The 25942-nt window shown below is 52.9% G+C and carries 27 protein-coding genes and 2 pseudogenes; 14 read left to right on the top strand and 15 right to left on the bottom strand.

The features are described 5' to 3' along the window. Nucleotides 1–59: 59 nt before the first annotated feature. The 5 genes from IB245_RS27925 to arsN2 form a co-directional block, all read right to left on the bottom strand. Nucleotides 60–266 carry a co-regulatory protein PtrA N-terminal domain-containing protein gene (locus IB245_RS27925; RefSeq protein WP_008033360.1) on the bottom strand — a complete coding sequence of 69 codons (207 nt, stop codon included), beginning with the start codon at nucleotides 264–266 and terminating at the stop codon, nucleotides 60–62. Nucleotides 267–355: 89 nt separating this feature from the next. Beyond that, nucleotides 356–1003, bottom strand: a complete 648-nt coding sequence (locus tag IB245_RS27930; protein ID WP_192229322.1) for a hypothetical protein — start codon at nucleotides 1001–1003, stop codon at nucleotides 356–358. Between the two features lie 238 nt (nucleotides 1004–1241). After that, entirely contained in the window at nucleotides 1242–1520 is a 279-nt protein-coding gene (locus IB245_RS27935) for a DUF2790 domain-containing protein (RefSeq protein WP_008033362.1), read from the bottom strand. 374 nt (nucleotides 1521–1894) lie between these two features. After that, nucleotides 1895–2236 (bottom strand): hypothetical protein, encoded by a 342-nt coding sequence (locus tag IB245_RS27940; RefSeq protein WP_223435654.1) that lies wholly within the window; start codon nucleotides 2234–2236, stop codon nucleotides 1895–1897. Between the two features lie 192 nt (nucleotides 2237–2428). Then, on the bottom strand, nucleotides 2429–2875 hold the full coding sequence (gene arsN2, locus IB245_RS27945) for an arsenic resistance N-acetyltransferase ArsN2 (protein ID WP_192229323.1): 447 nt from the start codon (nucleotides 2873–2875) through the stop codon (nucleotides 2429–2431). A gap of 400 nt (nucleotides 2876–3275) precedes the next feature. On the opposite strand from arsN2, the pseudogene IB245_RS27950 reads away from it, so the two are divergent. The 3 genes and pseudogenes from IB245_RS27950 to IB245_RS27960 all read left to right on the top strand — a co-directional run. Then, a pseudogene (locus tag IB245_RS27950) lies at nucleotides 3276–3398 on the top strand (IS5/IS1182 family transposase); the annotation flags it as partial. 155 nt (nucleotides 3399–3553) lie between these two features. Beyond that, a complete protein-coding gene (locus IB245_RS27955) occupies nucleotides 3554–3745 on the top strand; it encodes a hypothetical protein (protein ID WP_192229324.1) in 192 nt (63 codons plus the stop codon). Between the two features lie 312 nt (nucleotides 3746–4057). Then, nucleotides 4058–4867: an NYN domain-containing protein gene (locus tag IB245_RS27960; protein WP_192229325.1), complete on the top strand. Its 810-nt coding sequence runs from the start codon at nucleotides 4058–4060 to the stop codon at nucleotides 4865–4867. 117 nt (nucleotides 4868–4984) lie between these two features. On the opposite strand, the gene IB245_RS27965 is transcribed toward IB245_RS27960, so the two are convergent. Beyond that, nucleotides 4985–5257 carry a hypothetical protein gene (locus IB245_RS27965; protein ID WP_008030842.1) on the bottom strand — a complete coding sequence of 91 codons (273 nt, stop codon included), beginning with the start codon at nucleotides 5255–5257 and terminating at the stop codon, nucleotides 4985–4987. 504 nt (nucleotides 5258–5761) lie between these two features. Here IB245_RS27965 and IB245_RS27970 point away from each other — a divergent pair. From IB245_RS27970 to IB245_RS28000, 7 genes are all read left to right on the top strand, one after another. Further along, nucleotides 5762–6037 carry a metal/formaldehyde-sensitive transcriptional repressor gene (locus IB245_RS27970; RefSeq protein ID WP_192229326.1) on the top strand — a complete coding sequence of 92 codons (276 nt, stop codon included), beginning with the start codon at nucleotides 5762–5764 and terminating at the stop codon, nucleotides 6035–6037. A gap of 16 nt (nucleotides 6038–6053) precedes the next feature. Continuing rightward, the gene (dmeF, locus tag IB245_RS27975; RefSeq protein ID WP_192229327.1) at nucleotides 6054–6962 is read left to right on the top strand and encodes a CDF family Co(II)/Ni(II) efflux transporter DmeF; all 909 of its coding nucleotides are present in this window, start codon (nucleotides 6054–6056) and stop codon (nucleotides 6960–6962) included. 39 nt (nucleotides 6963–7001) lie between these two features. Continuing rightward, a complete protein-coding gene (locus tag IB245_RS27980) occupies nucleotides 7002–7358 on the top strand; it encodes a hypothetical protein (protein WP_192229328.1) in 357 nt (118 codons plus the stop codon). A gap of 2 nt (nucleotides 7359–7360) precedes the next feature. Further along, a complete protein-coding gene (locus IB245_RS27985) occupies nucleotides 7361–7543 on the top strand; it encodes a DUF1289 domain-containing protein (protein ID WP_008033373.1) in 183 nt (60 codons plus the stop codon). Nucleotides 7544–7974: 431 nt separating this feature from the next. After that, on the top strand, nucleotides 7975–9237 hold the full coding sequence (locus tag IB245_RS27990; RefSeq protein ID WP_192229329.1) for a hypothetical protein: 1263 nt from the start codon (nucleotides 7975–7977) through the stop codon (nucleotides 9235–9237). 81 nt (nucleotides 9238–9318) lie between these two features. Next, entirely contained in the window at nucleotides 9319–9780 is a 462-nt protein-coding gene (locus tag IB245_RS27995) for a hypothetical protein (RefSeq protein WP_192229330.1), read from the top strand. 190 nt (nucleotides 9781–9970) lie between these two features. Beyond that, nucleotides 9971–10576 (top strand): hypothetical protein, encoded by a 606-nt coding sequence (locus IB245_RS28000; protein ID WP_008044181.1) that lies wholly within the window; start codon nucleotides 9971–9973, stop codon nucleotides 10574–10576. A 231-nt stretch (nucleotides 10577–10807) separates the two neighbouring features. Here IB245_RS28000 and IB245_RS28005 read toward each other — a convergent pair whose 3' ends face one another. The 5 genes from IB245_RS28005 to IB245_RS29155 are packed head-to-tail and all read right to left on the bottom strand — an operon-like array spanning nucleotide 10808 to nucleotide 14594. Continuing rightward, entirely contained in the window at nucleotides 10808–12418 is a 1611-nt protein-coding gene (locus IB245_RS28005) for an AAA family ATPase (RefSeq protein ID WP_192229331.1), read from the bottom strand. A gap of 27 nt (nucleotides 12419–12445) precedes the next feature. Then, nucleotides 12446–12967, bottom strand: a complete 522-nt coding sequence (locus IB245_RS28010; protein ID WP_192229332.1) for a 4Fe-4S single cluster domain-containing protein — start codon at nucleotides 12965–12967, stop codon at nucleotides 12446–12448. Next, the gene (locus tag IB245_RS28015; RefSeq protein WP_192229333.1) at nucleotides 12968–13600 is read right to left on the bottom strand and encodes a DUF2997 domain-containing protein; all 633 of its coding nucleotides are present in this window, start codon (nucleotides 13598–13600) and stop codon (nucleotides 12968–12970) included. A gap of 2 nt (nucleotides 13601–13602) precedes the next feature. Continuing rightward, nucleotides 13603–14274, bottom strand: coding sequence for a hypothetical protein (locus tag IB245_RS28020; RefSeq protein ID WP_225610013.1), 672 nt, complete (start codon nucleotides 14272–14274; stop codon nucleotides 13603–13605). Nucleotides 14275–14315: 41 nt separating this feature from the next. Beyond that, nucleotides 14316–14594 (bottom strand): hypothetical protein, encoded by a 279-nt coding sequence (locus tag IB245_RS29155; protein WP_225610014.1) that lies wholly within the window; start codon nucleotides 14592–14594, stop codon nucleotides 14316–14318. A gap of 1095 nt (nucleotides 14595–15689) precedes the next feature. On the opposite strand from IB245_RS29155, the gene IB245_RS28025 reads away from it, so the two are divergent. Then, nucleotides 15690–16058: a DUF6632 domain-containing protein gene (locus IB245_RS28025; RefSeq protein ID WP_192229334.1), complete on the top strand. Its 369-nt coding sequence runs from the start codon at nucleotides 15690–15692 to the stop codon at nucleotides 16056–16058. A gap of 399 nt (nucleotides 16059–16457) precedes the next feature. On the opposite strand, the gene IB245_RS28030 is transcribed toward IB245_RS28025, so the two are convergent. The 4 genes from IB245_RS28030 to IB245_RS28045 all read right to left on the bottom strand — a co-directional run bounded on the left by IB245_RS28030 (nucleotide 16458) and on the right by IB245_RS28045 (nucleotide 21875). Continuing rightward, nucleotides 16458–17198, bottom strand: coding sequence for a transporter substrate-binding domain-containing protein (locus tag IB245_RS28030; protein ID WP_192229335.1), 741 nt, complete (start codon nucleotides 17196–17198; stop codon nucleotides 16458–16460). Further along, nucleotides 17195–17908 (bottom strand): TerC family protein, encoded by a 714-nt coding sequence (locus IB245_RS28035; RefSeq protein ID WP_192496252.1) that lies wholly within the window; start codon nucleotides 17906–17908, stop codon nucleotides 17195–17197. Before IB245_RS28035 ends, IB245_RS28030 begins: the two co-directional genes overlap by 4 nt. Nucleotides 17909–18091: 183 nt before the next feature. Further along, nucleotides 18092–19240: a 2-methylaconitate cis-trans isomerase PrpF gene (gene prpF / locus IB245_RS28040; protein ID WP_192229336.1), complete on the bottom strand. Its 1149-nt coding sequence runs from the start codon at nucleotides 19238–19240 to the stop codon at nucleotides 18092–18094. 28 nt (nucleotides 19241–19268) lie between these two features. Continuing rightward, nucleotides 19269–21875, bottom strand: a complete 2607-nt coding sequence (locus IB245_RS28045; RefSeq protein ID WP_192496249.1) for an aconitate hydratase — start codon at nucleotides 21873–21875, stop codon at nucleotides 19269–19271. Between the two features lie 351 nt (nucleotides 21876–22226). On the opposite strand from IB245_RS28045, the gene IB245_RS28050 reads away from it, so the two are divergent. The 3 genes and pseudogenes from IB245_RS28050 to IB245_RS28060 form a co-directional block, all read left to right on the top strand. Continuing rightward, on the top strand, nucleotides 22227–23543 hold the full coding sequence (locus IB245_RS28050) for a CitMHS family transporter (protein WP_192496250.1): 1317 nt from the start codon (nucleotides 22227–22229) through the stop codon (nucleotides 23541–23543). Nucleotides 23544–23586: 43 nt separating this feature from the next. Beyond that, nucleotides 23587–24549: a GntR family transcriptional regulator gene (locus IB245_RS28055; RefSeq protein WP_225610015.1), complete on the top strand. Its 963-nt coding sequence runs from the start codon at nucleotides 23587–23589 to the stop codon at nucleotides 24547–24549. A 384-nt stretch (nucleotides 24550–24933) separates the two neighbouring features. After that, nucleotides 24934–25785, top strand: a pseudogene (locus IB245_RS28060) (LysR substrate-binding domain-containing protein); the annotation flags it as partial. Nucleotides 25786–25942: the final 157 nt, after the last annotated feature.

The raw sequence follows: 25942 nt of genomic DNA on the forward strand, positions 1-25942 counted from the left end.
GATTTCAGGGGCAGACCACATCTAGAAAATGTGGTCTGCCCCTAATGACCCTACACAGATCAGCCGTTGGTGCGATCGGTCGCCTTGGCTTTGCTTTCGGCAACAGCGGCTTCAGCCTTCTGTTTCTGTGCAACCTGGAAGGCTTCCATCGAGACTTTCCGGGCCGACTCCATGCGTGTGAAGGTCCGATCACCGCCACCTGTGGCCATAGCCAGAGTGGAAGCGGTCAGAGCGGCGGCGACGAAAAGAACTTTCATGGATTTCATTTGGGTATCCTCAAGTAAGAGTTTATTAATAGATAACAGTGGTAGTTATTTGCTAAAGCATTACTTGCTTATTCAACCTGGCTTTAGCATTAAGCCAGGGCGGCGTTTTGTTGCGTCCAGGTGCCTTGCTCCATACGCCCGTCGGTATCTCTGCTTTTTGCCCAGGCGGTGAGCATTACCATCATTGCGAATCCACCGACGATGAGAACCGGATAGGCTGCCAGCAACTCGATCAGCGAGTATTTCCAGGCCAGCGGACGACCAACACCCAACATGGCGGCATAGAACCACGACACACCAGAGAGCGCACCCGAGAACAGCGCCAGCATGCGAAGGCTGAAGGAAAGTTTGAGTAACGAACCGGCTTTTTTCAGCGCCGGCAATACAGCGCTATGCAACAGGAAGCCGTTAAATGTCAGCAGTACAACGATCCCGATTTTTGCTTGCAACTTTGGATTCTGGAAATACTCCATCCCCTTGCCGGCATAATCGATCCCGATAATGCCAATGCCCGTAATCCAAAGGGCTACAAGTGCAAGTACGACGGTTTTTTGAAGGCTTTCCATATGTGCGTCATCATGGTGACCCGACACGTCCCCCTTCAGGAGTTGCTTGACCATTGCAACGTCACTGGTCAAGACAAGACCGATTGCAACACAGCAGGCGATAAGATGGAAATATACAACGCCCAAACGAAAATATTCCACGGTGGACGAAGAAATCATACTAAGTTCCATGGTTACCTCTTGACTTCAATAGTGAATCAACATAGTTCTCGGCACAGCCTGATTGGAGTTTGCCGTTGCTGATTGTAATTAGGATCCAACAATTATTATTAAATAATCTCGCAGTGTTACGCTGCCAGGATAATAGTGATTTTCGCGAATGAACTTTTAATCATCCGTACTTAGTGCATATGAGGTTTAACTTCCGCTTCTGGGGTCGGCGAGATCCAGAACCCTATCGGCGAGCGGATCAGGCAATGCTGGTGGGATTTGCCGGGCTTGCGCCCCATTCGAGGAAACGGATCTTGTGAACCTCACCCAGGCTGTCTTCATAGACCAGGGTCACCGGTACCACGCCTGTCTTGTTGGATGTATCAGTGCGCTGCAGTACCCGCTTCACATCGATTTCCATACCGTAGTGGTAATCGACGGCTGAGACATGCGCGCCGGGTTCTTGCAGGCCGTTCTGGTCGAAGACAGTTGGCGCGAGACTGGAAATCACGGCACTGACAATTGTGGCCATGTTCATAAGGCTGTACCTCCACTGAAGTTCTCTTAACGAGGACTTAATGTGACACGTGATCAAAGTGAAGTTCACTTCACCGCGACGAACGCGCCGATCTGAGTCGCCTGTAGTGGCTTCAGGCCCCTAGCAATTCCCCGCGCTTGACGCCTTACGACCATTCGTCCATTAAACGCCGTATTTGTTGGGCCAAACGGCATTTTTGAGTGAGGTCATAACATGTTATGACGGATTTTCGAGCAAGATTTCACGTGCTGGCTGTGACGGCACATGGACCGAAAACGTCTGCGAGCCAGGGTGAGAAATATCGGGTATTGGCCGATTTCTGCCGTCCATGACTGGCCGAAATCGGCCAGTTTCCGCCGTTCGAGCGTCCAGGTTCAGTACTTGATATCCCGGGCTTTTTGACGTCCTTCCTGCTTCGTTTGTCGCTTGTCTTGTCGGCAACCGGGATTGCTCTGGGCATCGGCTGCTCGACAATCCTGTTTCGTCTCACGCGCACCCTGGCGCGTCTCCTGCCTGACATCGCGCGCGGAACGACGCGTCTCGGCTCGTTCGGTGGCCGCCCAAGCTGCCCCGTTCGCCACCAGAAGAAAAATCATCGCTACCCAACCAAACGTCCTGTGCTTTCTCATAATCTGATCTCCAGGAACTCGATGTCGGAATTTAAGTACAGCTGATTTCCAGACGTCCCGCAGGCTGAGGAACTGCCATTCATCCAAGCGAAATCCATTGCTCGAGTCCAAGGGGGCAGCTGGTGAGCATCATTAATGATGATGGTTTGTATGATTTTCACTGAGCCATTGATGACGGTATCTGACCGAATGCAGTCGCTCGTGAACGGCAACAATCGGCCAGAAACGGGCGCTGGCTACCAACACTAGCAATGACCCAGCAGCGTCTCGATGGTTCACTCAGCGCAGAAGGGATCTGCTTAAAGTTTTCCGCAGGTAGCTTGCTGACGAAGGGCACAAATGCTTGAACTGAGCTGTCTGGGTAATTGCGACAGGCGCCTTACCCCTATCAAGCAGTTCGTACCCATTTGCCGTGAAAAAATTAACAGCACTTTGGGTCAGCAAATGCAGTCGAGCTGCGCCTCGGGAGACCGCGTATTGTTCCAGTTCCGACAACACCGCCGTACCCAGTCCCGCACCGCGATGTTTCTCGCAAACGACCATAGAGCGCAGTAGGAGATCGGGGCCCGAGCCCTCCAACCCACCATAAGCAACCAATTCCCCATCCACGTCGAATCGGTAGAACTGCCGCCCGGGATCGCTCACATCATCGTAGGGTAATCCAGCTTGACTCAAAGACGCACGGAGCTGATTCAAACCGCTCGCTCCTACTTTAATCATCTGCATCGTCAGTGCTCTTACTAGGCTCTCTGACCTCAATGCTAGCACGCTCAATCTTTATCCCCGATCAATCGAGAACGGCACTGGAATTCGTCTGCTTCGGGTCGTTTTCTGCCTTTCGCCACCGGCAGCTATGGGTCGAATGTTGTCTGTCGCGAAGGACGCAACCGACCCAAAGCAGCCTCTGATTACCGACCGCTGTCGGTCGATTGAAAGTCATTGTTTAACCGGTTCCGTTGTGCACATTACCGCAAACTCGTAGCCGTTGGTAAACACGCACTATAGTGTGCTGTTTTCGAAATAACTTACCCACGCACCTTCGCCTCCATCACATCGTGTGCTCACCGGATCTTGCTCAAGATTTCCTCTCCCTCTGCGTTCCAAACGTACCGGGGCGGTCGCGCTTCGGGTGATCAAGCGCCAGTTCGGTTATCTGAAGGTACGCTATCGTGGAGTGATGAAGAACACCGCTCAGTTGGCCACTCTGTTCGCCGTGTCCAACCTGTGGATGGCTGATGGGTATGGGTGAGTTGCGCGTGTAGCGCATAGAAATGGGCTGAAAAGCCCGAGAATAGGATGCTTTCGCGATAATTTGGCGCTGAACGTCATGGAACTTTCAACTCGTGGCAGGTACCTTGCAAGTTGATCTGAGCTTCCGTAAAGAAAGGTTGAGGAGTGTCGCTAATGGCTGATTTTGCGTGGTTCTTGTTAGGTTTTATACCGGCACTAGCATTCGCGACCCACTCATTTGTCGATCACAGAAAGGCCACAGGAAAGCCTATAGGTGAAGCATTCAAATTTTTTAATAAGGCGCTGGCCGTTCTGGTTGTACTAGAGCTTATTTTCTTCGTCTGGATGTTTATCGCTAGATCCTAATATTAAGGTACTCATAATGCATGTCGCATGCTGATTTCCAGTATTAGTGCAGAATTCGATACTCCGATATCCCTATCATGCTGTTTTCAAAATAACTTACCCACGTACCTGAGTTTCCATTACATCGTGTGTTCGCCGGTGCGTAATTTTCAAGGCGCTCACCAGGAATTCTCCAAGGTAGGAATGGCACCTGAAGTCTAGTGCACGTATGGAGAGAATTATTTCGCGAACATCACACTAGCGCGAAGCCGTGGACCCTTTGTTCATCCGTGATTTAACGGTATGTTGGAGCCCTCAACTCAAGGACGACCCATGGCCATCCACGCTCCCACTCCCACCCAAAAACATTTGGCAGTGTTGATCGACGCCGACAATGCCCCCGCAGCAATTGTTGAAGGTTTGTTCGAAGAGATCGCCAAGTATGGCGTCGCCAACGTCAAGCGGATCTATGGCGACTGGACTGGTCCTCAGTTGGGTGGATGGAAAAAGGTGCTACTCGACCATTCGATTCAGCCCATCCAACAGTTCGCGTATACCAAAGGTAAGAACGCAACAGACAGCGCCTTGATCATCGACGCAATGGACCTGCTGTACACCCGACGCTTCAACGGCTTCTGCCTGGTTTCGAGCGACAGTGACTTCACACGCCTCGCTTCGCGGCTACGTGAAGAAGGTTTGACCGTCTACGGGTTTGGTGAAGAAAAAACCCCAAGACCGTTTGTGTCAGCCTGCGACAAGTTCATCTATACCGAATTGCTGCGCAGTGAAGTGCTTGTTGCTTCGAGCAATGGGCATGATCGACCCGATCCCGAGTCATCCGCCGCAATCCAGGCCGTCAAAGTCGCCAGTACCCTAGAGGTAAAGAAGCTACCCAAGGCACCCGTAAGTTTCATTGCAAAGATCTTGGATGACATTGCCGACGAGGACGGCTGGGCTCACTTGGGTGCGCTGGGCGCCAACATCAGCAAATTGAGACCTGAATTCGATCCCCGCACCCATGGTTATAAAAAACTCAGTGAGTTGATCAAGGGGTATCCGGATATTTTTGAACTGCAAATGAGAGGAACGTCGGGAGTGAGCGGTTCAATACTCTATGCCCGGCACCGACAGCCAAGCTCGTAGCACCTGCCACCAACGTCCGCTTTTGGCCGAAAGCGGAGAAAAATTATGCCGCATAATGAAGATGTCAGATCTTTTTTATAGTTGAAAAAAACGGGCGCCTTCAGCGCCCGTTTTCATTCACTCCTTCGTCTGCGCCCGCAATCGCCGACCAATAACATCCATTAAATCACAGCCATCGCGCAACGGAATGGCCAGCAGTTTGGAGAAGTCCGACAACACCACCGTGTCGCAACCAATCTCGGCGCGAAAGGCAATGTTCTCCAGCACCTGAGTAACCGCGCGAATTCGGTAGTCAGCGGCGGCTTGTAGTACGTCGAGTGGGGCTTCGGTGTCGATGAGCAGCGAGGCCGGAACCAGGTCGATTCCGGTGAGGGGCATGTATCTTTCCATAGGTGAGATCTCGTTCAGTTAGAGGAGACCGCCAACAGATCGTCGCCAAACGAATAGGGTGGCAGTTGCGCGCAGGTTGGCGAACCGGGAACGAGTAACCGGCAGACCCGAAGGTCTCCCGCGCGCAACCGCCATAGTACAACGGTTTTGCGGATGCGATGACGCCTGCAAATGAGCAGGCAGCCCTCGCACTCGTATATCAGGTCGCCAAACCTGATCGCCATTTTGGGCGACGGGTAGGACTATAGGCTTCATCAGAACGGCGGGAAAGGTGACGCATTCCCAGGTTTGTGTAGGAATTTTTATAGCGTCCTAGGACCTTTACGCCCCTTCCGTGGGCGACTGCTATCGACTGAAGCGCTCATTCCAGGTCCTCTCGATTTCCCCCACGCAAATGACGCCTTTTTCCTGCCAGGGGTTATAGATGCCCTCTCCGCCCCTGACATTGCATAGGTATAGGGGGTATGCCTATCATGCGCAATACATAGGTAGGGGGGGTATCCCATGGGCCATATTGCAGCAAACAAAGGCGATCTTCTCAAACGCGTAAAACGTATCGCCGGGCAAATCCAAGCCGTTGAACGGGCATTGGAATCGGATCTCGATTGTGCCAAAACACTGCATCTTGTTGCCGCTACCCGCGGAGCCATCAGCGGTTTGATGGAGGAAATCATCGAGGACCACGCGCGGGAGCATGTCGCGAACCCAGCTCTCAGCGAAGAGGAGCGTAACAAGGGCGTCGAAGAACTTCTTGAGGCCATTCGCCGTTACTCCAAGTGAACGCAGGTACACACTCATGAGCAGCTCCAACATCAACTATACACACGACCACATGTTCCTTGGCTCAGCGCACGACGAAAATGCCAAGCGTACGCTTTGGGTTGTGATACTGACCGTTGTGATGATGGTCGGCGAGATCACCGCCGGGTATATGACGGGCTCGATGGCGTTGCTGGCCGATGGCTTTCACATGGCAACCCATGCCGGCGCATTGGGCATCGCGGCGGCCGCTTATGGATACGCAAAACGCCACGCTTTCAGCCAGCGCTACAGTTTCGGCACCGGAAAGGTTGGAGACTTGGGCGGGTTCGCCTCGGCGCTGATTCTCGGTATGGTCTCCCTGGGAATTGGCGTCGAGTCCGTCATACGTCTCTTGCAGCCAACGGAAGTTCAGTTCGGCACCGCTACGCTCATCGCGATTGCCGGCTTGATCGTCAACATTGTCAGTGCTCTGCTGCTGGGTCACGGGCATAGTCATGGGCACGATCATGACCATGCCCATCATGGGAACGACAACAACCTGAAATCGGCCTACGTCCACGTCATCGCGGACGCGCTGACTTCGGTTCTGGCCATTGCTGCACTGCTCGCCGGCCGGTATCTCGGTTGGGTGTGGCTGGACCCGGTCATAGGCATTGTCGGCGCTATCGTTATCGCGCGTTGGGCGTGGATCTTGATGGGGGTCACCGCAGGTGTACTGCTGGATCAGACAGACGCACACGTTGCCGAGGAAATCCGTGAACTGGTTGAGAAACCTGGGGATGCCACCATCACCGACTTGCACGTCTGGCGAGTTGGACCACAAGCTCATGCGGCCATCGTCAGCGTCCTTGGTGAAGCCACTGCGAACGCCGACAGCATTCGTGAACGCCTGAAGCCGGTTCATGAAGTCAGCCATCTGACGGTCGAGTTTCGACCGGCCTGATTCAGCCCCTCCCCTCCATTGCCTCCAAAGGAAACCGTAATGCCTCCAGGGAAACGTGAACTGGCGCGGATCGAACGCCGATTGATTGCCACGCTCACTGATGCGTGCGAAACAGCAAAAGGTGAAATCAAGGGTTTTACCTGGCTCACCCACATCACTGACCTGAACGCATTGGCTGAAACCCTGAAGGTGATCTGGGTGTTCGAAACCCTGGCTGACAAAAAGCTCGCCCAGGTTAACGCGAAGACACGCACCCTTGAGCTGACGGCCATCGCCTTGAATGAGGCCAACATCGATCTGAGCCCATCAGACCTCAATGTCCGCTTTGACTCCGAGGAAGAATGCCAGCGCACTCACGGTGGTGATTGGCAGAAGCGCCTGGCCAAGGGTTATTGACGATGGCTAAAGAAATCGAAAACCCCTGCATCTCGGTTTGCCAACTGAGTGGCGACCTGTGTGTGAGTTGTGGACGGAGCAAGGAAGACATCAGAAAGTGGAAACGCATGAAGCGGCCTGAAAAAATGGCCGCTGTGCAAAGGGCGAATGTGCGCTTGAAAGGGTTGAAGAAAGCGCAGGGATAGTCGCTTGAGCTGGATGCCCGCAATTGGGATTTAAGGGACAGACCACATTTAGAAAATGTGGTCTGTCCCCTAATAACCCATGGCTTCATGGCGCCGAATACAATCGGCCCGCTACCTTTCACAAACTGGCTATCGAAACCGAATTGAGAGCCTATGGATTTTCGTACTCTGGACTAACGTTGGTCATAGCGACCTCCGGTTAGGTCGTTTTTTACAGGCGTCACCGCTGAATGAAAAGCGCGACGACTCAATCACTGCTTTCGGTCAGTGCATCAACCGGAGGCTTTTAACGCTGACTGGAGTGTGAGCAGGTAAAAAACGCCGCTGGTCGATGGCGATTTGGACAAGAACGACTGGAGCTAACCTCTCAATGTCTGGATAATGGCCATATGCCTCCACCCGCATAGCCCATAGATAAGGACATCCATTCAGTGAAGCTGCCGTCCCCCATTTTGCTCCTCGCTTGCGCTCTGCTCCTGCCCACCGTCGCCCAAGCCAACGATGCAGCGTTGACCGAAACGCTCAAGGCACTCACCCACTGCGACGCCAACTTCTTCGCCAGCCTGAACACACACCGCGATGCCTGGGGCGCGATTGCGCCTATTGAACAGCGAAAAGATGCGGCGTGGATAGCCGTCAAAAACCGTGGCAGCAACCCGGAAAATTCGGTGCCTCTGCGCGGTACGCCGATTGTTGCCGGTATGAAACTGCTGTCCTATGTCGACGAAAGCAGCGACCTCGGCCAACTGGGTCACTACTATTACTGGGGCTTCATTGTTGAAGGCGGCGTAGACGAAGTGGCCAGGCGCCTCGCGCCGCTGATGGAACAACCGGGGCAACTGCAGAATATTGGCTCGTCTTATGTGCGCAGTGAACTCAAGGTCGGTGACCAATGGCGACTCATCCAGCCGCAGCCAGGCACGGCGCCGGGTAGCAAGCGTGTGGAACGCATCTTGATCGTCGAGGCGGAAGGCAAACAGGGCACTCAGTCGCGGGTCAATTGTTCCCTGCAAGGCGCCGTTGACGGTGCGATGCTCGCCCAACTGCGCCCGGACATCACGCCGGCTGATTATCCTCAGCCACAACCGGATACGAGCATTGCCGGCGTCGCCGTACCGGAGGACGTGCTCAAGCGCCTCGACTCGCCGCTGCTCAAACCGAAATTCAAAACGTTGAGCTACACCTATGCCACCCGAACCGGCGATGCGATCAAGGATCGTCCGGTGACGGTTGAGTACACCGCAGACGGCGCTTTGCTGAAGAAGAATGAGATCTACAACGAAGCCTTCCACGTCGAGCGTCTCACCCAGGCGGGCCTGATTCAGTTGAAGTCGAAAATGAACGGCATAGGCGATGGACGTGTGTTGCTCACCCGCGAACTTGAGGTCAAGGCCCCGACGAGCTGGAGCCCCGGCGAGACGTTGAGCACTCGTCTGGTCATGGAAGAAGTGCCTGCTCGGCCAACCGACAAACCCATGAAGCAGTCGACGACTTGCACCGTGGGTCAGCGCTTTCCTGCCCGGCAAGTATTCACCTCGCTGACAGGTGACGCCATCGCGCTGGAGTGCGACCAGGGCACCAGTAAAACTTCCGCCGCCTTTATCGAGGATTTGGGGGTTTCCCTGACACTGGAGTCGACGTCGAAAAATACGAAGAGCGTTTACACGTTCACAGCAGTGAATGTTGTGCGTTGAGCAGTCATCGAGACTGAACTGTCTGCCAGACCCGGACAGGACAAATAGCATTGTTTTTTTGCGCAACAATAGGATCTATTGATGAGAAAGTTCGTCCTTCCATTTGTTATCGCACTGCTGTGCCTGCACGGTTGTGCGGAAATGCCCGCGTACTCCAACGTCGATCCCGCCACGGCGGATGACGAGTCGCGTTATACCGTGGTCGAGACAGATACTTATGCGGACAGGGCCCAGCGTCACTTCGCCGATCTCCAGCCGGACCTGAACATCATAAGGATCAACGACAACAAAGTCGGCAACATCCCGTTCTCTACGTACTACTACAAGAACGACTCCCCGCAGCGCGCGGTGTTGAAGCCTGGCACCTACACCATCCAATTGGAATACCAGTTGCCCCGCTACTTCCTGTTTGCGGACCTGAAGTTCGAGGGCAAACCTGGCCAGAAAATAATGGCGCGCTCAAGGTATGTGGGTCTCAATCGGCTTGAAGTGTGGCTGGAGGATGCAGTCACTGGCGAGGTAGTGAGCACCCGCGTGCACTGACGGCCCACGTCCGTAGCACCAGCGTCGCTGCCCAGAAAATCGTTCAGCGGGTGTTTCGTTGTCTAGTGTTTTTCGAGGGCGGCTGTTTTCTCCTGCTCTCGCGATTGCTTGACTCGTAGAGTGTTGAAAGAAGAGATTTGCAAAAAATATTCGTCATTTACATGTACCTTCCAGCAGCAAAGGACGCTTGATGAGAACCCCGCTACTCGCCCTTACCCTCGCAGCTCTATTGAGCGCATGCGCCATCCCTTACGAAACCCCGGAAGCCCGCGCCAATATTGAACGCGATCTGAAGCTCAGAGCAGACGAAATCGTCACTATCACCGAAACCAACTGGTGTTTATCTGCCTATGGTGATTTGCAAGTGTGCAGACCCAAGCAAGGCCTGGGTGTGCTGACCAAGAGCAAGCTAGTACTGGCCTTCTATAAGGGCGGCATCTACCAGCAAGCTGAAGTCATCAACGCCAGCGATGTGCAGTGTGCCCACCTGCAAAGTGGCAGAGCCGCAGCCGATACCTTCTACCTATTCAGTGAACGTTGGGCCGCCATGCTGGCGCCAATTACCGTGGGAGGTGCCTTGGCCCTCGACAAGAAAGCCCAGTTCCTGAGCGTGCTAGTGCCGCCAAACACTGAGAGCTTCACGGCTGGGCAAGGAAATTTTATTCAGGTCACCGATCGCAAGAATTACTCGGCGGTGGCGGTTCCAGGTACCAAAACCTATGTAGGATCCAGCGAGAGTATTTACCAGATTTTTAATCCGTGTACGCAGGGAAAGAATCGCTCAGCCGGATCCTAAGTCCTGACCTGACCTGACCTTTCGAGCGAAACAGTCCCAGCAGCAATTGCAGCGCAAGAATCCAATGCAGGCCCGATGCGCCGGGCCTGTCGAGAGCCGACAGTTACAGACGCAATGAAAAAGAAGGACTGCATTGGGTCGATATCTGCCTTTCACAACAGGCAACAAACGGCCAGACCATCAGCCGCGACTTGTGCAACAAAGCCTTACCCACTGAAAAATCACCGCAGATTAAAAATCAATTTGCCTGCCGCCGATTTGAGTTTCCGTATCACTCTGACCGGCAACCTTAGCCGAAGCGCTAATTGCATTTTGATTCGCCCAATCACGAAGTTTTGTAAACTCGTCTTTACGCATTTTGCTCATTGGTACTAAACGCGAAATAGTAGTTTCAAAATCAACCATAGTCAGGTCGCTTACATCACCGGAGCCATTCATCCGCCGTGAGAATGCTTCAATCAGCGAGTCCCCAACCCAAGCTTCGATTTCAGCACCAGAAAGCACAATGTCTTTACCAAAATTCGACTCGCCTCCTAGAGCAGCCAATCGATCCAAATCAAATTTTTCTGGGTCACGTTTCAATTTCTTCAGATGTATTTCAAGAATCTTCTTTCTTTCTAATGTCGACGGGAAGTCAACGAAAAATATTTCGTCGAATCGCCCCTTTCTCAACAACTCCGGAGGTAAGCTGTTGATGTTGTTAGCGGTGGCAAACACAAAAACAGGCGCCGTTTTTTCTTGCATCCAAGTCAACAGTGTGCCGAATACGCGTGTAGCCGTGCCACCATCAGATGCTCCTCCGGAAGAGCCGGAAAGTCCTTTTTCAATTTCATCGATCCATAGGATGCAGGGCGAAATAGCTTCGGCAGTACGTAGTGCGGAACGAATATTGGATTCTGAAGAGCCAACCACCCCTTGGAAGATTTTCCCCATGTCCAAGCGCAACAAGGGCATGTTCCAAGACGACGATACGCATTTCGCCGTTAGAGACTTACCGCAACCAGGAACTCCAGTTAAGAGCAAACCCTTCGGGGTTCCGACACCGAACTCCTGAGCAATCTGCCCAAAACACTGGCTACGCAAATGGAGCCACTTCTTAAGAGTTGCCAGCCCTCCAACATCCTCGAGATTTACCTTTGAGTCGATGTATTCCAAGATACCTGTTTTCCGTATAATTTGTCTTTTTTCGGAAAGCAGATCTTTTACGGTATTTTCATTTACACTAAGACTGGATACCAATGAACGAGACAAGCTATTGTCAATTTCTAATCCCGTGAGGCCCAAAGCGGCATCAATGAGTTTATCTTTGGTTTCGCTAGAAAGATCAATCTTAACGCTGCTGTTGCCTTGCCAGGAATTAACAAAGTTATTTATCTGAGCCTTAACTTCATCTCTTGATGGCAAAGGAAAATCAATCAACGTGATTTCCTTTTGAAGATCATTGGCAATTTCAAAGCTGGGCGCCACGATAATGCAATTGCTTCGATATCCACGTGAGCGGATATTTATGGCTAAATCTCGAAGTCGACGACGATAGACAGGATTTGAGCTTGAGGAAAGGTAGTTATGAGCATCACAAAAAACAAAAATATTTTTGCTGCCCTCCTCCTTCGCCTTTTCTTCGCAAAAGTCCAAGGCCATTTTCAAATCAAAGGTTTTATCCCCAGCCACGACGCCATTTATCTGGACTCCTAGCGTCGAGTTCCAAACGAACAAACGATGGCCAAGCGCCTTGGCGATTTCAGAAACTTCAATGAGTGCACGCTCTTCCTCGAAAGTTTCAATGACCAAAATCGCATAACGCGCTTTGAGGTAATCTGTTATCTGCTTGGTACGGCTCATGCCTATTATCCCTGCGCTTGAACTGAGTTATACATGCATCGGAAGACCGGTTTTGGTAACGCCAGATTTTGAAACAACAAACTCGACAACTCTTCTAGTACGGAAAAAGTCAATGTCGACTCTGTCGCTGGTTTTGATAATCTGCTTGTGCTGATAGGGATGTTTCGCGTTATGCCGATACCGACCAGCCAGCGTCAAGTCTACGGCTTTAACAACACGAATCATGGCTTCATTCTGGAATATCTCTTTTGGCGTATAGCCTGTATAAAGTATCCAGTTTTTCTCGCCATTGACGGCATGTATTAATTGCTCCAAGGCTGGTGCCTGGTCGAGCGGCTCCCCCCCAGAGAGGGTAACCCCAGCGATGTCCAGCGCATTTATCTTCTGTGCCAATTCATAAACAGGCATCAGCGTACTCGCTTCGCGAGCGTGGGTCTTCTGATTGAAGCACCCCTTACAATTCAGCGCACAACCCTGCACCCATAATGTCAAGCGCAACCCGGGGCCGTTAACGCTGCTCAACTCCATATGGTGTACATTGATTTCCATTTAGAAATTCGCACTGAGAATTTGAAGGGTTTGCTCTTCATGGACTACGGTATATTCCGGCTTCCACTCAGTCATAAGTTCCGCAGTAGGGCTAGAAAGTAGAGATTCAAGTTCTTCAGTAAGTTTTGTGCAAATATCGCCTTTCACGCCATGCACTTCCTCCGTAATTTCATCGCCCGTAAAGGTGACATGAATGCTGTATTCGTAGTTAGGTCCGAATTCGACCTCGAACCCTTGAAGAGTTTCTTTCACTCTTGCTGGAACACCTGATGCGTCTATGCGCTTGATGGTTTCATCGATGGCTACGCTGATGTACGCTTTCTGAAAGCTTAAAGCCAAATCAGCCATTATCGCTTCGTCGTCGGACGAAATAGTTCCCCGTTCGATGAGGAGTTTGTAGGAGCCCTCCTCAATTTGGCAAACAAATAGATTGAATTTATCAGCCGCTTGGCCACAAATAGCCCTAAATTGATGCTTGCCCATATAGCCTATTTTGCTCAATACCTTTTTACTGAAGTCGCTGGCAAATACGGAAACCAGACCAGTCGTTGGGCTTAGGCCCATCTTGCCGAACGCTTTGGCAATGGCTTCTTCATTAACATAAGAAAATTCAAACTTTGTACAATGAGACATTGTTAAAGCTCCAGCCTGCGACCGGGAACAACTTCTTCGGCGTTCTGGATAGCAATTATTACGTCAGGGGCTACCTCAATGTTGCGCATAGGCGCCGTGGATGCAAGCGCAGCCTCAGGCGCAACAATTTCTGAAACCGATGTTGGAGTTCCAGAGTTGACAACTACCCGACGTCTTTGTGCTGTCTGTGATGCACCACTACCACAAAGAAGACTTGCATCAATCGCTTCCAGCAGCCTTCTTACTACCAGAATGGGATTTGATGTGAGCTTTTCATATAGCCCAATGCGCAACAAAGCATCGGCTCCATCATTGAATTGCAATTTAACGAAGTAATTTTGATTTTCATCGCCAGCGATCCCAATGCGCGAGACCTGATTCAGATCCCGCGACAGCTTTCTCCAAAGATACCCATCAAACGACGCTACAATGAATTTTGTCGCTGTTGCGGCAAAAGCATTGCTACCAACTTCAACCTCGTCAGCATCAAAATTCTGGTAGCTGACCAGAATTTTCTCCCCCACAGGCAATCCCAGAGCGGTTGCCAAATATTCATTTGTCGAAAAATCGATATCTGCGTGAAATTTTAAGCTTTTTGACAGAACATAAAGGCTAAAGATGCCTACTAATCCATAGCCTATTGCTCTCAGCGCGTCTTCCGGTGCAAGAGCCACAAAAACTGCGAAAATTAAAACAATGATTCCGTAACCGTAATTTATGGCCGTCTTTGTACTGAGCTTTTTATTTCTATAAGCCTGAAATGTTTTGCCGGGAATATATTTTTTTGAAGGTGCAAATAGCAGGAGGCACACACCAAAAAAATCAGACCAATAAGCCCCATTGCAGCCTGGCGCTTTTGCCCATTTTGCAACCCTTCAAGAAACATCCACGCACCGGTAACGATGAAAACAGGTAAGCATGACAGTATTGCAAGTCCCGTTTTCTTACCTTTGGTGGCCATCATCATTTTCCACATCGGGATAGTCTTTATCATTCACAAACCTTCTAGAGTTGGTGCAGAAGCGCGTAGTGAGGGGCTGACTGTAGAACTACTCATTGATCTATGCTACATGACAATCTTTGCTTTATCACGCGCTAGGGATGGTCTGAAGTAGCCATACGTTTCGGGCTAACTTCGACCACTGCCGATTTTGAAAGTGGCGAGTCGATCCAAAACGCTCAGATCACTCACTCATTTCTGGTTTTTCAGCCGCAGCGAGCACCTCGCAGCGGCCATTCCCCGTATTACAGGCGCACCTCTCCTGCGTTGCTCTATAAATGTCGGCGGGCCATCCACAGATTTCCGATTTTGTAGTGGCCTGGGCTGTTGCAGTTACACATGCAGCAAGCACGAACGATTAAACACAATATTTCAAGGTAATTACCTTACGCTCAATACCTAACGCTTTGGCATCATCAATAGAGAGCATCACGGGTAGTTGGCTCCGCTACAGATCGTAGCTGCTGTGTACATTACACTCGAGCGGTAGCTCCGGCAAGGCGCCAAGCACTCGTTTGCGAATGCCAAGATCGGACTTCAAAAAACGCCTCCAGTTATTGAAACTGAACGGGGAACACTATCGGCATAGTTGTTGCGACACAAATCAGCTAACCCTGAAAAAGGCTATCAGTGCTAAAGCGCCCTGCGGAAACGATGATTCGGCAAGAACCCCTGTTTCGATTATCGTTTCCAGGTCTTACTTCAACCCGAAGTTACACTTCAGTTCGACGATACGGGCCCACGATGCTGGTGGGCCTCCGGAGTGGTTGGCCGGCCACAGCCGTTAGCTGCCCTCTGCGAAGGGCAGCTTCGGGTCGTTTTCTGCCCTTCGTGACAGGCAGCAATCGGCCAGAAGCGTTCGGTGGACGGAGCGATAGAAAATGAGTAGCTATGCTTGGTCTACTGCCGGAACTGATTGAGCAGATTGGGCTTTCCGTCCATGGTGTATAAGCCCCTTCAGCGGTTACCCGACTATCACAATGCCCGGCCTGGTCAGGGATAGACGACAGAGCAAGGAATGTTATCCATCAAGCCTGTGAAGGCGTTATCACCCCAACTTGGGGTCTTAGGCCCAAAGAGGAGTCCGCCATGACCGTAGTCGATCGCCTCAGGTATTTGCGTGTCGTTCTAGTTTTGGCTGGCCTCGCGTGCCTTGCTCTCTACCCACTTATGTTGTTCTGGCCGTCCGGCTGGGCCTGGCACGTCGGTCACTCGGACTACCCGATGATGATCGTTGGCATCTACGCCACACTTGGCGTGTTCTTGATCCTGGCCGCACGTGATCCATTAGCCAATCTGAGCCTGATCTGGTTCACCGTGTGGTCTAGCGCCATACACGGAGGAATCATGGCCGTCCAGGCGGTCACCCAGCCGGGGCAAATGGGGCACTTGGCAGGTGACGTGCCAGCGCTCTTCATCGTGGCGGTTGCCTTGGCCATCTTGACGCCCCGTTCGTAATTGGCCGCCGAATGGGTACGCCCTCACGTTTTGGGAATTGTCGGGTTGTCGATTTTCGCCTGGCTGTTATCGAATATGCAGTCGATTCACCGATATTCCTTGGTCAAGCTACCTGCGGAGGATCTTGCGCGCTATATGCGATTGAAAAACTGCCTGCAGAGAATCACATTGCGCAGCAAGGGCCAGCTAACCCAACTCGCCAGCAGACCACCGATGACTCCCACCAATGGCGCTCCGAGATAATTCAACCGGCTTTTACTTTCCACGCTTACCCTCATCACTACACGCTAAAACAGAAATATCTGATTTCAAGGTAATCTTCGATGCCGCACTTGGCGCCTTCACTTTTCAAACACTGAACAACGATGTCCGAAAACTGGAGCAAAAATGCTGTCTGGATTAGTACGCTTTTGGCAGTGCCACTCGCGCATCATGTTGCCCACTTTCGGCTAGCGCATTTGCCACGAAGCCATCTTTTACGCGACGACTTATAAAATCCTGAATGTACGCAGCTGCGATGCTCCGAGCCTTCGGAACAGCCATCGCCTGGCGAATTTGGGTGAAGTTGTCTGCCAGCACCCTTACTCCCTGAGCTGACTTTGCAAACCGCTCCAATGGCTGTCGCACTCCCGCTGCGGCCTCCAATCCCTGCTCATAAAACAGATCAATAGCGCTCGCTGAGGTCTCCCCTCTGACGAGCTCAGCTCTCTGAAGAGTGCGTGTGAGATACAAGTCATACGCGGCACCACGACCTACAGAAATCCTGTGACCTTGCGCATCCAGGTCAGATGCACTTTGGTAAGGGCTTTGCTCACGAACGAGGTAGGTGCCGTCGATACTCACATAAGGTTCTGAAAAGGCGATCTTCTCCGCGCGTACTGGTTCAATAGCTAGGAACGCCAAGTCCCACTGCCCGTCCTCCAAGGCAGCAAACACCTTCCCAGCGGCATCGTATGCAGCCAGCTTGACCGCGACACCCAACTCCTGTGCCAATGCATTTGCCAACGCAACAGATACACCTCCTAAAGTGCCGGTGGCTTCATCGCGCTGGGCCAGGACTGGATTACCTAGATTAATGGCTACCCGCAGTTCGCCATAAGGGGCCAAATCGCGACGCACAGCTGCAATATCGGAACTCATAACTGCTCACCTCTTTCAATCTCTGGAGACGGCTCGCCATCAGTTTGCTGACGACGCTTCACGAGCATGCCCACAATCAAGACCAACATCGCACCGACCACACCAGTTGCGTAGTGCGACCGTGACGGGAGGCTTGGCAAGCTGATGTCACCGACAGCCATGCTTCCGGCGATCCAGCCAAGCAATGCCGCCCCGAGTGTGATGATCAATGGAAACCGATCCATAAAATGGAGCACCAGCTTGCTGCCCCAGATGATGATTGGAATGCTGATGACGATGCCAAAGATCACCAGCTCCAGGCTTCCTTTAGATGCTCCCGCGACCGCAACAACGTTATCCAGGCTCATGACAGCATCAGCGACAATGATTGTCTTGATCGCCCCCCACAGCCGAGGACTGGCTGCAAGGTTGTCATGCGCATCCTCCTTCTCTGGAACGAGCATTTTGATACCAATCCAGAGAAGCAGTGCTGCCCCGATGAACTTTAGGTACGGCAATTCCAACAATTGCAGTGCAAAGAAAATCATCACAATGCGGAGCACTATGGCTCCCAGCGCGCCACCAAGAATGGCGCGATTACGCTGAGCTTCCGGGAGCTTGCGGCATGCCAATGCAATGACAACTGCGTTGTCGCCCCCGAGCAAGATGTCGATGGCGATGATTTGCGCCACTGCCAGCCAGAACGTTGGCGAGTTGAGTAGTTCGATCAAAGTAAGCATTCCAGGTCTCTGCGAATCAGGCGGTCAGGTCGTTTTGAAAGTCATACAAACAGGGCTGCCGGTTTTAATCACATGGCCATTTTCAGTGAGTCCACCTGAATGTCTGTCAACGTCAAATGCGACATTGAATCAGGTGTGCTCATGCCGAGCGTCGCTCGGCATGACACTGGCAAATCAAACCACTTCGGGGATGCGTACCCAGCCTTCCATCAGTCGACGAGCACTGCGGCTCATGACTGCTTTTTCGACTGTCCAGGCCCCCTCTACAAAGGCGGTTTTCGCACCAACAGCGACGCTGCCGGCGGTGTGTCCCATGCGTACCTGACGATCTCTGACGTCGCCGACGATGCGATTGACCAACGTGCCATCAAGTGCTGCTGCAACTGCGACAGCAACAGCGCCGGTGCCAGTGATTGCATGGTGAAGCTTGCCCATCGAGAGAATCCGGGCAATCACGTCGATGTCACCTGGCTCTACCTGTTTGCCACCCGCTGCCTTGTAGGCTTGAGGTTTAGCAACCATGCATAGCTTCGGAGTATGAGGACGCAATCGCGTTGCTTCTTCCGCACTCTCGGCCAAGCCCATGGCCACCGTGCAATGGGCGCGAATGATTTCAAGCCGTGCAAGCAACTGCGCATCACCGTTAACCTGGTCTTGAGTTTCGGTGCCTTTCAGGCCCACCTTATCCGCGTCTACGAATATGGTCGGGTTGCCAGCATTCAGCAGTGTCACTGCAAGATTACCGACGCCCGGAATGTCCAATTCGTCGATGGCATTTCCGGTTGGCAGAATGCTGCCATCTGAACCACCGGGATTGAGGAATTCCAAGACAACTTCGGCAGCAGGAAAAGCTACGCCATCGAGTACGAAATCACCCTCTTCCTGAACCTCACCATCACGCATTGGCACGTGGGCGATGATTCGCTTCTGGATGTTGGCTTGCCAGATGCGGACAACTGCCATGCCATCGCGAGGTGCATCCACCAAGCCTTCGGAAATCGCGTAAGGGCCAACCGCCGAGCTCAGATTTCCGCAGTTACCTGACCAATCGATTACAGGGGTCTCAATCGCCGGCGCACCAAACAGGTAATCCACATCACAGTCATCACGGGTGGATTTACCGATGATCACAACCTTGCTGGTACTGGAGGTGGCGCCGCCCATCCCATCGATCTGCTTGCCATACACATCCGGACTGCCAATCACACGAAGCAGGATCGCATCACGCTCCGCACCTGCTGGTGGCAGATTCTCGCCAAGAAAGAACACGCCTTTGCTGGAACCGCCACGCATGTAAACGGCAGGAATACGTCTTTGGGTCATTTTTTTACTCCAACGAATCAGCGGTGCATCAGTTAACGGATGCGTTCTTCATGCTTTCGATCAGAAGCTGTGGCAGCAAACCACCGCTGCGGAAGTAGCGGACGTCTTCGAAGGTATCCAGACGACTCACGACCGTGACGCGCTCTTTCTCACCACTCTCACGCTCGATCACCAGCGTGATTTTTGCGCCCGGCTGGAAGTCTGCGGTGATGCCTTCAACGCTGAATGTTTCACGTCCATTCAGGCCCAGACTCTGACGAGAAACACCGTCCTCAAACTGCAACGGAAGAATGCCGAGGCCAGCCAGGTTGGTGCGGTGAATACGCTCGAAGCTTTCGGCCACGACCACACGAACACCCAACAGACGGGGGCCTTTTGCAGCCCAGTCGCGCGAGGATCCACTTCCGTACTCCTTACCGGCGACAACGATCAGCGACTGCTTACGTTGTGCGTAGATCTCGGCGGCCTGGAAAATCGTGGTGACCTCTTTCTCGGGCAGAAGCAACGTCCACGGGCCCTCACGGCCATCTTCAAGCAGTTCGTTTTTCAAACGAGGGCTTGCGAAGGTCGCACGCTGCGCCGCTTCATGGTTGCCACGACGCGTACCGTAGGAGTTGAAGTCTGGTACTGCGATGCCGTGCGATTGCAGGTACTGGCCCGCATCGCTTTCTGGAAGAATCGCGCCAGATGGTGAGATGTGGTCGGTGGTGATGTTGTCCGAGAGCATGGCCAACACACGCATGTTGCTGAGGTCTTTGGCTGTGTCTGTCGCAGTCACCGCGTCGCTCCAATATGGAGGTTTGCGGATGTAGGTGCTGCTTTCTTGCCAGGCATATTGGTCTCTGACGCCCGCGCGCAGATCGCTGGCGATCAAGCCTGCTTCACGCGGAACATCCTCGTAGGCCTTGTCGAACAGATCGGCAGTCAAATTATCAGCTTCGATTTGCGTCAGCTCCTCATCGCTCGGCCACAACTCGTGTAGGTAGACCGGTACGCCCTTGTCGTCGAGACCCAATGCGTCCTTTTCCGGGTCAATCAAGTAGGTGCCGGCAATCGCATAAGCGACGATCAACGGTGGCGACATGATGAAAACTTCGCGCGCCAGTGGGTGGACTCGGCCTTCAAAGTTACGGTTGCCTGAAGTCGCAGCCACAGTCTCCAACTTGCGAGCACGAATTTCGTCTTCGATTTCGGTGCTGAGCAACGGGCCGGACATACCGTTGCAGGTGGTGCAGCCATAGCCAACCAGGTTGAAACCTAAAGCGTCCAGATCTTCATTCAGGCCAGACCGCTCAAGATAGTCCGATACCACCATGGAGCCAGGAGCGAACGAAGTTTTCACCCAGGGGGCTCTCTTCAGTCCACGCTTTCGTGCGTTACGCGCAACCAGCCCCGCAGCGATTACTCCCCTTGGGTTGGAGGTGTTGGTGCAACTGGTAATGGCAGCGAGAACTATCGAGCCATTGTCCAGACCGGCAGGAAGATTGGTGGCAGGCGCCTTTTGTCCCAATACGATGCGTTGGTGTGGCTGCTTAGGCCCGGCTATCGAGCGTGCAACAGTGCTGAGATTGAGTGTTACCACACGGTTGTATTCAGCCTCGGCAAGACTGTCATGCCAGAGACCTTGTGCCCGCGCATACGCTTCCGTCAGTCCCGAAATCTGACCGCCACGCCCCGTCATACGCAAGTAATGCAGCGTCCGGTCATCAATTGCGAACATTGCTGCTGTTGCACCGAATTCCGGCGCCATGTTCGACAAGGTTCCACGGTCTGCCAGTGATAGCTGGGGCACGCCCGGGCCAAAGAACTCGAGGAAGGAACCGATCACACCTGCATTACGAAGTTGTTCAGTCAACGCCAGTGCAATATCGGTCGCGAGGTAGCCTTGAGGCAATGTGCCTTCCAGACGCACGCCAACGATTTCCGGCAGGCGCAGCATCAGTGATTTGCCCAGCATCGCGGCTTCGGCCTCAATGCCGCCAACACCCCAGCCCAACACACCAATGGCGTTGATCATAGTGGTGTGGCTGTCAGTACCTACCAACGTATCCGGGAAAGCCCATAGCTCGTCGCCACGGCGCTGAGTACCCACAACGGTGGTCAGACGCTCGAGGTTGATCTGGTGAAGGATGCCTTTGCCCGAGGGAATGATGGAGAGATTGCTGAAAGCCTTGTTACACCAGTCCAGAAACTGGAAACGCTCCGCATTGCGTTCACGTTCGATAGCCTCGTTATCAGCAAGAGCACTGGCATCGCCCCAACGTTCGACGTTGAGCGAGTGATCCACAACGAGATGGGTTGGGGTCACCGGGTTCACCAAGCGCGGATTACCACCTTTCTCCGCGACGGCATCTCTCAAACCAGCGAGGTCTACGAGTGCTGGCGTACCCAGCAGATCCTGCAGCACAACCCGGGCCGGGCGGAACGGGATGTCGAATTCTTTGGAACGGGCACATATCACTTTAAGTGCGGCTTCAGGATCGCCCTCACCACGCAAAACGTTCTCGGCAAGAACTCGCAGGCTATAGGGCAGCTTGGCGTAGTCACCGCCCAGGTCAGTCACAACCCCCCGAATATCACTTACACGGTACTCGATGCCGTTGGCGGAAACGGTTCGACCCTTTGACTTAGGCATTGGCTAATCCTCACAGGCTGTACGGGCAATGTTTTTGTGAGAGCCATATTGCACTTTGTCACGATATAGATCAATGTTGATTTGTCCGAGTCATCTCAAACCCGAGATCGGACGTACCCCAACCAACGATTTCTACTGTGCACAGTCGCTCCTTTGACGCAGCGCCCGGTTGGGTACGGTAGAAAAAATAAACATAAGAAAGTCGAGGCTCACCATGATCAAGCTCACATGCCCCAGCTCCATCCTCACTCCCCTTTTTTTCGAGCCAGCCTCGACTTGATAACCATGGATCTGGAACAGCCACGCGGCTGACGAGAGCCACATACGTCTAATAAAAGTGGGAGTACGACCGTGTTAACAATCCTTGGTTTTTCAATGGTCATTTGTTTCATGTACCTGATCATGACAAAGCGCCTATCGGCGCTTATTGCGCTGATCCTGATACCTATCGTTTTCGCTTTGATCGGGGGCCATTACGCGGGCCTCGGCGGCATGATGCTCGACGGTGTCAAAACCCTCGCACCAACGGGCGTGATGTTGACGTTTTCGATTCTTTACTTCGGCATCATGATCGACGCGGGGCTCTTTGACGGGCTCGTGCGCTTCATCTTGAAGCTGGTGAAAGGAGACCCGCTGAAGGTTCTGGTGGGCACTGCCGTGCTGACGATGCTGGTATCCCTGGACGGCGACAGTTCAACCACTTACATGATCGCCTGTGCAGCGTTTCTGCCGCTTTACCAGCGATTGGGTATGAACGTGCTGGGTATGGTCTGCGTAGTGAATATCGCCAGCGGCATCATGAACATTTCACCCTGGGGTGGGCCAACAGCGCGCGCCGCTGCCGCCCTGCATGTCGATGCGCTTGAGATATTCCTACCGATGATTCCTGCCATGCTGATGGGGGCGGCCTGCCTCATATTTACGGCCATTGTGCTGGGTCGCAAAGAGCGTGCCGCGCTCGGAGTGCTTCATCTCGAAGACTTTCACCATGGATCGATGGCTTTGGGGAATGGATCGGCAGAAGAGTGTGACGTGCATCGCCGTCCGAAAATGTTCTGGCCAAATCTGATTCTCACACTCGCCTTGATCGCTTGCCTTGTCGCGGGGGCCATGCCAATCCAGGTGCTTTTCATGGTCGGTTTCGCACTGGCAATCATGATCAACTACCCAAGTATCGAACACCAAAAGGAACGTATCGCCTCCCATGCGTCGAATGTGCTGGCCGTCACCGCGCTGATCTTTGCCGCCGGGATATTCACAGGCATCCTGTCTGGAACCGGCATGGTGGATGCGATGGCCAAAAGTTTGCTCACTGTCATTCCACACAGCTTCGGCCCGTTCCTGGCCGTATTCACAGCATTGGTCAGCATGCCGTTCACATTCTTCATGTCCAATGATGCGTTTTACTTCGGCATTCTGCCCGTGATCGCACAGACAGCCGTTCAGTATGGAATCACGCCTCTTGAAATTGCCCGCGCCTCAGTGGTCGGCCAACCTGTCCATCTGCTGAGCCCGCTGGTACCGTCCCTGTACCTGTTGGTCGCATTGGCAAAAGTCGATCTGGGTGACCACCAGCGCTTCGCTCTCAAGTGGGCAATTTTTGCCAGCTTCGGCCTGCTCGCTGGTGGCCTGTTGTTCGGGGCGTTCCCCTTCTACCAGGTTCGATAAAACAGGCGCTCGGAGCAACACAAACCTCGGCAGAGGCAAAAAAATGGTCTCTGCCGTTAAGCTTACCGACACGCTAGAATGGCGATTCCATGGTCAGCTCTATTTGGTTCTCGATCCAATGCCTCTAAGTCCTCTGCAAGCACGCATTGCGCGTGACATTGTTTCTCACGTGCGTCGTGAACGCTTCGATATAGGGCATCACCTGGTCGAGTCACAGCTGGCGGCAACGCTTAACGTTTCACGTACTCCAATCAAGTTTGCCATGGGCCATTTGGTCGAAAAGGGCATGCTCACATACGACCGAAATCGAGGCTTTTTTCTAGCCCGCTCCAGCGACGATCTAGTAGACCTCGCCTCGGAAGTCATGGAGAGCAGTGACGATCCGCTCTACCTGAAGTTTGCCGAATTACGTCTCAGCCGACAGCTTCCCGAGCTGTTTACCGAGATTGAGTTCATGCGTCGGTTTGATGTGTCTCGGGCAGCACTGAGAGCGGTTCTCTCACGCATCCAGCAGGAAGGATGGATTGAACAACGCGCGGGTCAAGGATGGCGGCTTCTGCCCATGATCGATTCAGTGGAGGCGTATGAAGAAAGCTATTCATTCCGCGCAACCATCGAGCCCTCTGGCCTGCTCTCACCCACATTTCAAATAGATCGTGAAACGCTTGCTACCTGTCGCAAACAACAGGAGTTCATTGCCAACGGTGGTTACCTGACTATGACTCCTCAGGAGCTGTTTGAGGCGAACTCACTGTTTCACGAGACACTGGCGGCGTGCTCCGGCAATCGCTTCCTGCATCAAACCGTCCGCCGTCTCGACCAATTGCGTCGACTGGTAGAATACCGTCAAGCCAGCACACGAGCCCCACGCAAAGGCCAGGCGGAAGAGCATCTCGCGATCCTCGACTGCCTGGAACGAGGGGATCGGCTGGCAGCAGCAGACCAGATGCGCAGACACCTGGAGCAGGCCCGACGTAAAAAAGTAGATCCTTCTCTGTTCGAATAACCCCCCGCTCTCCTCACTTCATGCCAAGTGCGACCTCACAGGTCGCGCTCACTTACCCCTTCCTGACTTTTGCCAAACGATAGCCTCTAGCTAATCGTTGGCTTCATGCACACATCCCAAAAACACAGATTGTCCTATATCATTACAAAGATCATTTCTAATTTAACCAGAGCGGGTACTGGCTAACGTGTCCGCTTGAACACAACCTCACTATCCGGTGCATCGACCAAGGACAGCCAGACGGCTTTTATCAGGGGGCTTGGGAGCCAATAACAAGAGACATGAAAAGCGAACGGTATACACTGCTCCGCTTGGTTCCTCATCGAAAAACGAGTCGGTCGGGAGCAGTCAAGGTGTAGTAAATTTTAATGTTCGGGAGCAAGCATGAGCGGATTCAACGATTATCGTCTCCCTTCTCTCGATGCCCTATTGGCATTCGAGGCCGCAGCACAGATGGAGTCTTTTGATCGAGCCGCTGAGTCATTATCGGTTACCAGCAGCGCGCTCAGAAAGCGCATATCGGGCTTAGAGCAGCTTCTCGGTGTACTACTGTTTAATCGCCTCGGTGGTACCGTGACACTCACCGCTCAGGGCCAAGCCTATCTTGAACAGATCACGCCGATACTAGAACAGTTGGTCGCAATCCCAATGCATAGCCGCCTGACCCAGCGAAAGCAGCGGCTCACCATCTGCTGTCCACCGACCTTCGCTCGCCAGATTCTAATTCCTCGTCTTCCAGAGCACAGCGCGGCGCACCCAAACATAGATCTGCAAATTCAACTCTCGGCGCCTCTGGTACGCAGCATCGGCGGTACATGGGATATCAATATCAGTGGCGATAGCGCCAAGGTAGAACCAGAGCACCGACTGCTGGACGAGCAACTGCAGCCCCTGGCAGCACCAGACTTGCTTACCAGATTCGGCTCGCTGCATTTGCTTGACGATATTTCCCGGCTCCCCCTGCTACGCTCACCGCTGGAGCCTTGGCGTCCTTGGTTTAATGAGGCCCAGCTGGATCTGCCAGAACCTCATGTGGGCCCGGTGTTGCTCGACCTGGGCATGATGTTGGAAACAGCAGCGAACGGCCAAGGGGTGGTACTTGCTCGGCCATCGCTGGCTCGGTCGTGGTTGGCTGATGGCAGGTTGGTACCCTTAGGCAAGATTCGTAGCAAACCATCTTTTCACTATGAAGTGAGCGTACTTCAACCTTCGGTAGCGGCCGATGCGTTCGTAGCCTGGCTCAAGCAAATTTGTTGCGAGGCGGTATGTAGTGGTCAACTAATCCCGGACACGACGTTAAGTTTTTCCTCGGCCCGCGCTGGTGCCAACCCATCGTTGAATTGATGAGGCCGAATCCAGTTGTAGCGATGCATCAAAAAATGGCTTATATCGC

Source organism: Pseudomonas sp. PDM02 (assembly GCF_014852285.1).
Lineage (GTDB): Bacteria > Pseudomonadota > Gammaproteobacteria > Pseudomonadales > Pseudomonadaceae > Aquipseudomonas > Aquipseudomonas migulae.

Excerpts from the sequence above, each read along its gene's own strand:
- IB245_RS27925 (WP_008033360.1), bottom strand. The coding sequence starts at position 266 with ATGAAATCCATGAAAGTTCTTTTCGTCGCCGCCGCTCTGACCGCTTCC.
- IB245_RS27930 (WP_192229322.1), bottom strand. The coding sequence starts at position 1,003 with ATGGAACTTAGTATGATTTCTTCGTCCACCGTGGAATATTTTCGTTTG.
- IB245_RS27935 (WP_008033362.1), bottom strand. The coding sequence starts at position 1,520 with ATGAACATGGCCACAATTGTCAGTGCCGTGATTTCCAGTCTCGCGCCA.
- arsN2 (WP_192229323.1), bottom strand. The coding sequence starts at position 2,875 with ATGCAGATGATTAAAGTAGGAGCGAGCGGTTTGAATCAGCTCCGTGCG.
- IB245_RS27955 (WP_192229324.1), top strand. The coding sequence starts at position 3,554 with ATGGCTGATTTTGCGTGGTTCTTGTTAGGTTTTATACCGGCACTAGCA.
- IB245_RS27960 (WP_192229325.1), top strand. The coding sequence starts at position 4,058 with ATGGCCATCCACGCTCCCACTCCCACCCAAAAACATTTGGCAGTGTTG.
- IB245_RS27965 (WP_008030842.1), bottom strand. The coding sequence starts at position 5,257 with ATGGAAAGATACATGCCCCTCACCGGAATCGACCTGGTTCCGGCCTCG.
- IB245_RS27970 (WP_192229326.1), top strand. The coding sequence starts at position 5,762 with ATGGGCCATATTGCAGCAAACAAAGGCGATCTTCTCAAACGCGTAAAA.
- dmeF (WP_192229327.1), top strand. The coding sequence starts at position 6,054 with ATGAGCAGCTCCAACATCAACTATACACACGACCACATGTTCCTTGGC.
- IB245_RS27980 (WP_192229328.1), top strand. The coding sequence starts at position 7,002 with ATGCCTCCAGGGAAACGTGAACTGGCGCGGATCGAACGCCGATTGATT.
- IB245_RS27985 (WP_008033373.1), top strand. The coding sequence starts at position 7,361 with ATGGCTAAAGAAATCGAAAACCCCTGCATCTCGGTTTGCCAACTGAGT.
- IB245_RS27995 (WP_192229330.1), top strand. The coding sequence starts at position 9,319 with ATGAGAAAGTTCGTCCTTCCATTTGTTATCGCACTGCTGTGCCTGCAC.
- IB245_RS28000 (WP_008044181.1), top strand. The coding sequence starts at position 9,971 with ATGAGAACCCCGCTACTCGCCCTTACCCTCGCAGCTCTATTGAGCGCA.
- IB245_RS28005 (WP_192229331.1), bottom strand. The coding sequence starts at position 12,418 with ATGAGCCGTACCAAGCAGATAACAGATTACCTCAAAGCGCGTTATGCG.
- IB245_RS28010 (WP_192229332.1), bottom strand. The coding sequence starts at position 12,967 with ATGGAAATCAATGTACACCATATGGAGTTGAGCAGCGTTAACGGCCCC.
- IB245_RS28015 (WP_192229333.1), bottom strand. The coding sequence starts at position 13,600 with ATGTCTCATTGTACAAAGTTTGAATTTTCTTATGTTAATGAAGAAGCC.
- IB245_RS29155 (WP_225610014.1), bottom strand. The coding sequence starts at position 14,594 with ATGATAAAGACTATCCCGATGTGGAAAATGATGATGGCCACCAAAGGT.
- IB245_RS28025 (WP_192229334.1), top strand. The coding sequence starts at position 15,690 with ATGACCGTAGTCGATCGCCTCAGGTATTTGCGTGTCGTTCTAGTTTTG.
- IB245_RS28030 (WP_192229335.1), bottom strand. The coding sequence starts at position 17,198 with ATGAGTTCCGATATTGCAGCTGTGCGTCGCGATTTGGCCCCTTATGGC.
- prpF (WP_192229336.1), bottom strand. The coding sequence starts at position 19,240 with ATGACCCAAAGACGTATTCCTGCCGTTTACATGCGTGGCGGTTCCAGC.
- IB245_RS28045 (WP_192496249.1), bottom strand. The coding sequence starts at position 21,875 with ATGCCTAAGTCAAAGGGTCGAACCGTTTCCGCCAACGGCATCGAGTAC.
- IB245_RS28055 (WP_225610015.1), top strand. The coding sequence starts at position 23,587 with ATGGTCTCTGCCGTTAAGCTTACCGACACGCTAGAATGGCGATTCCAT.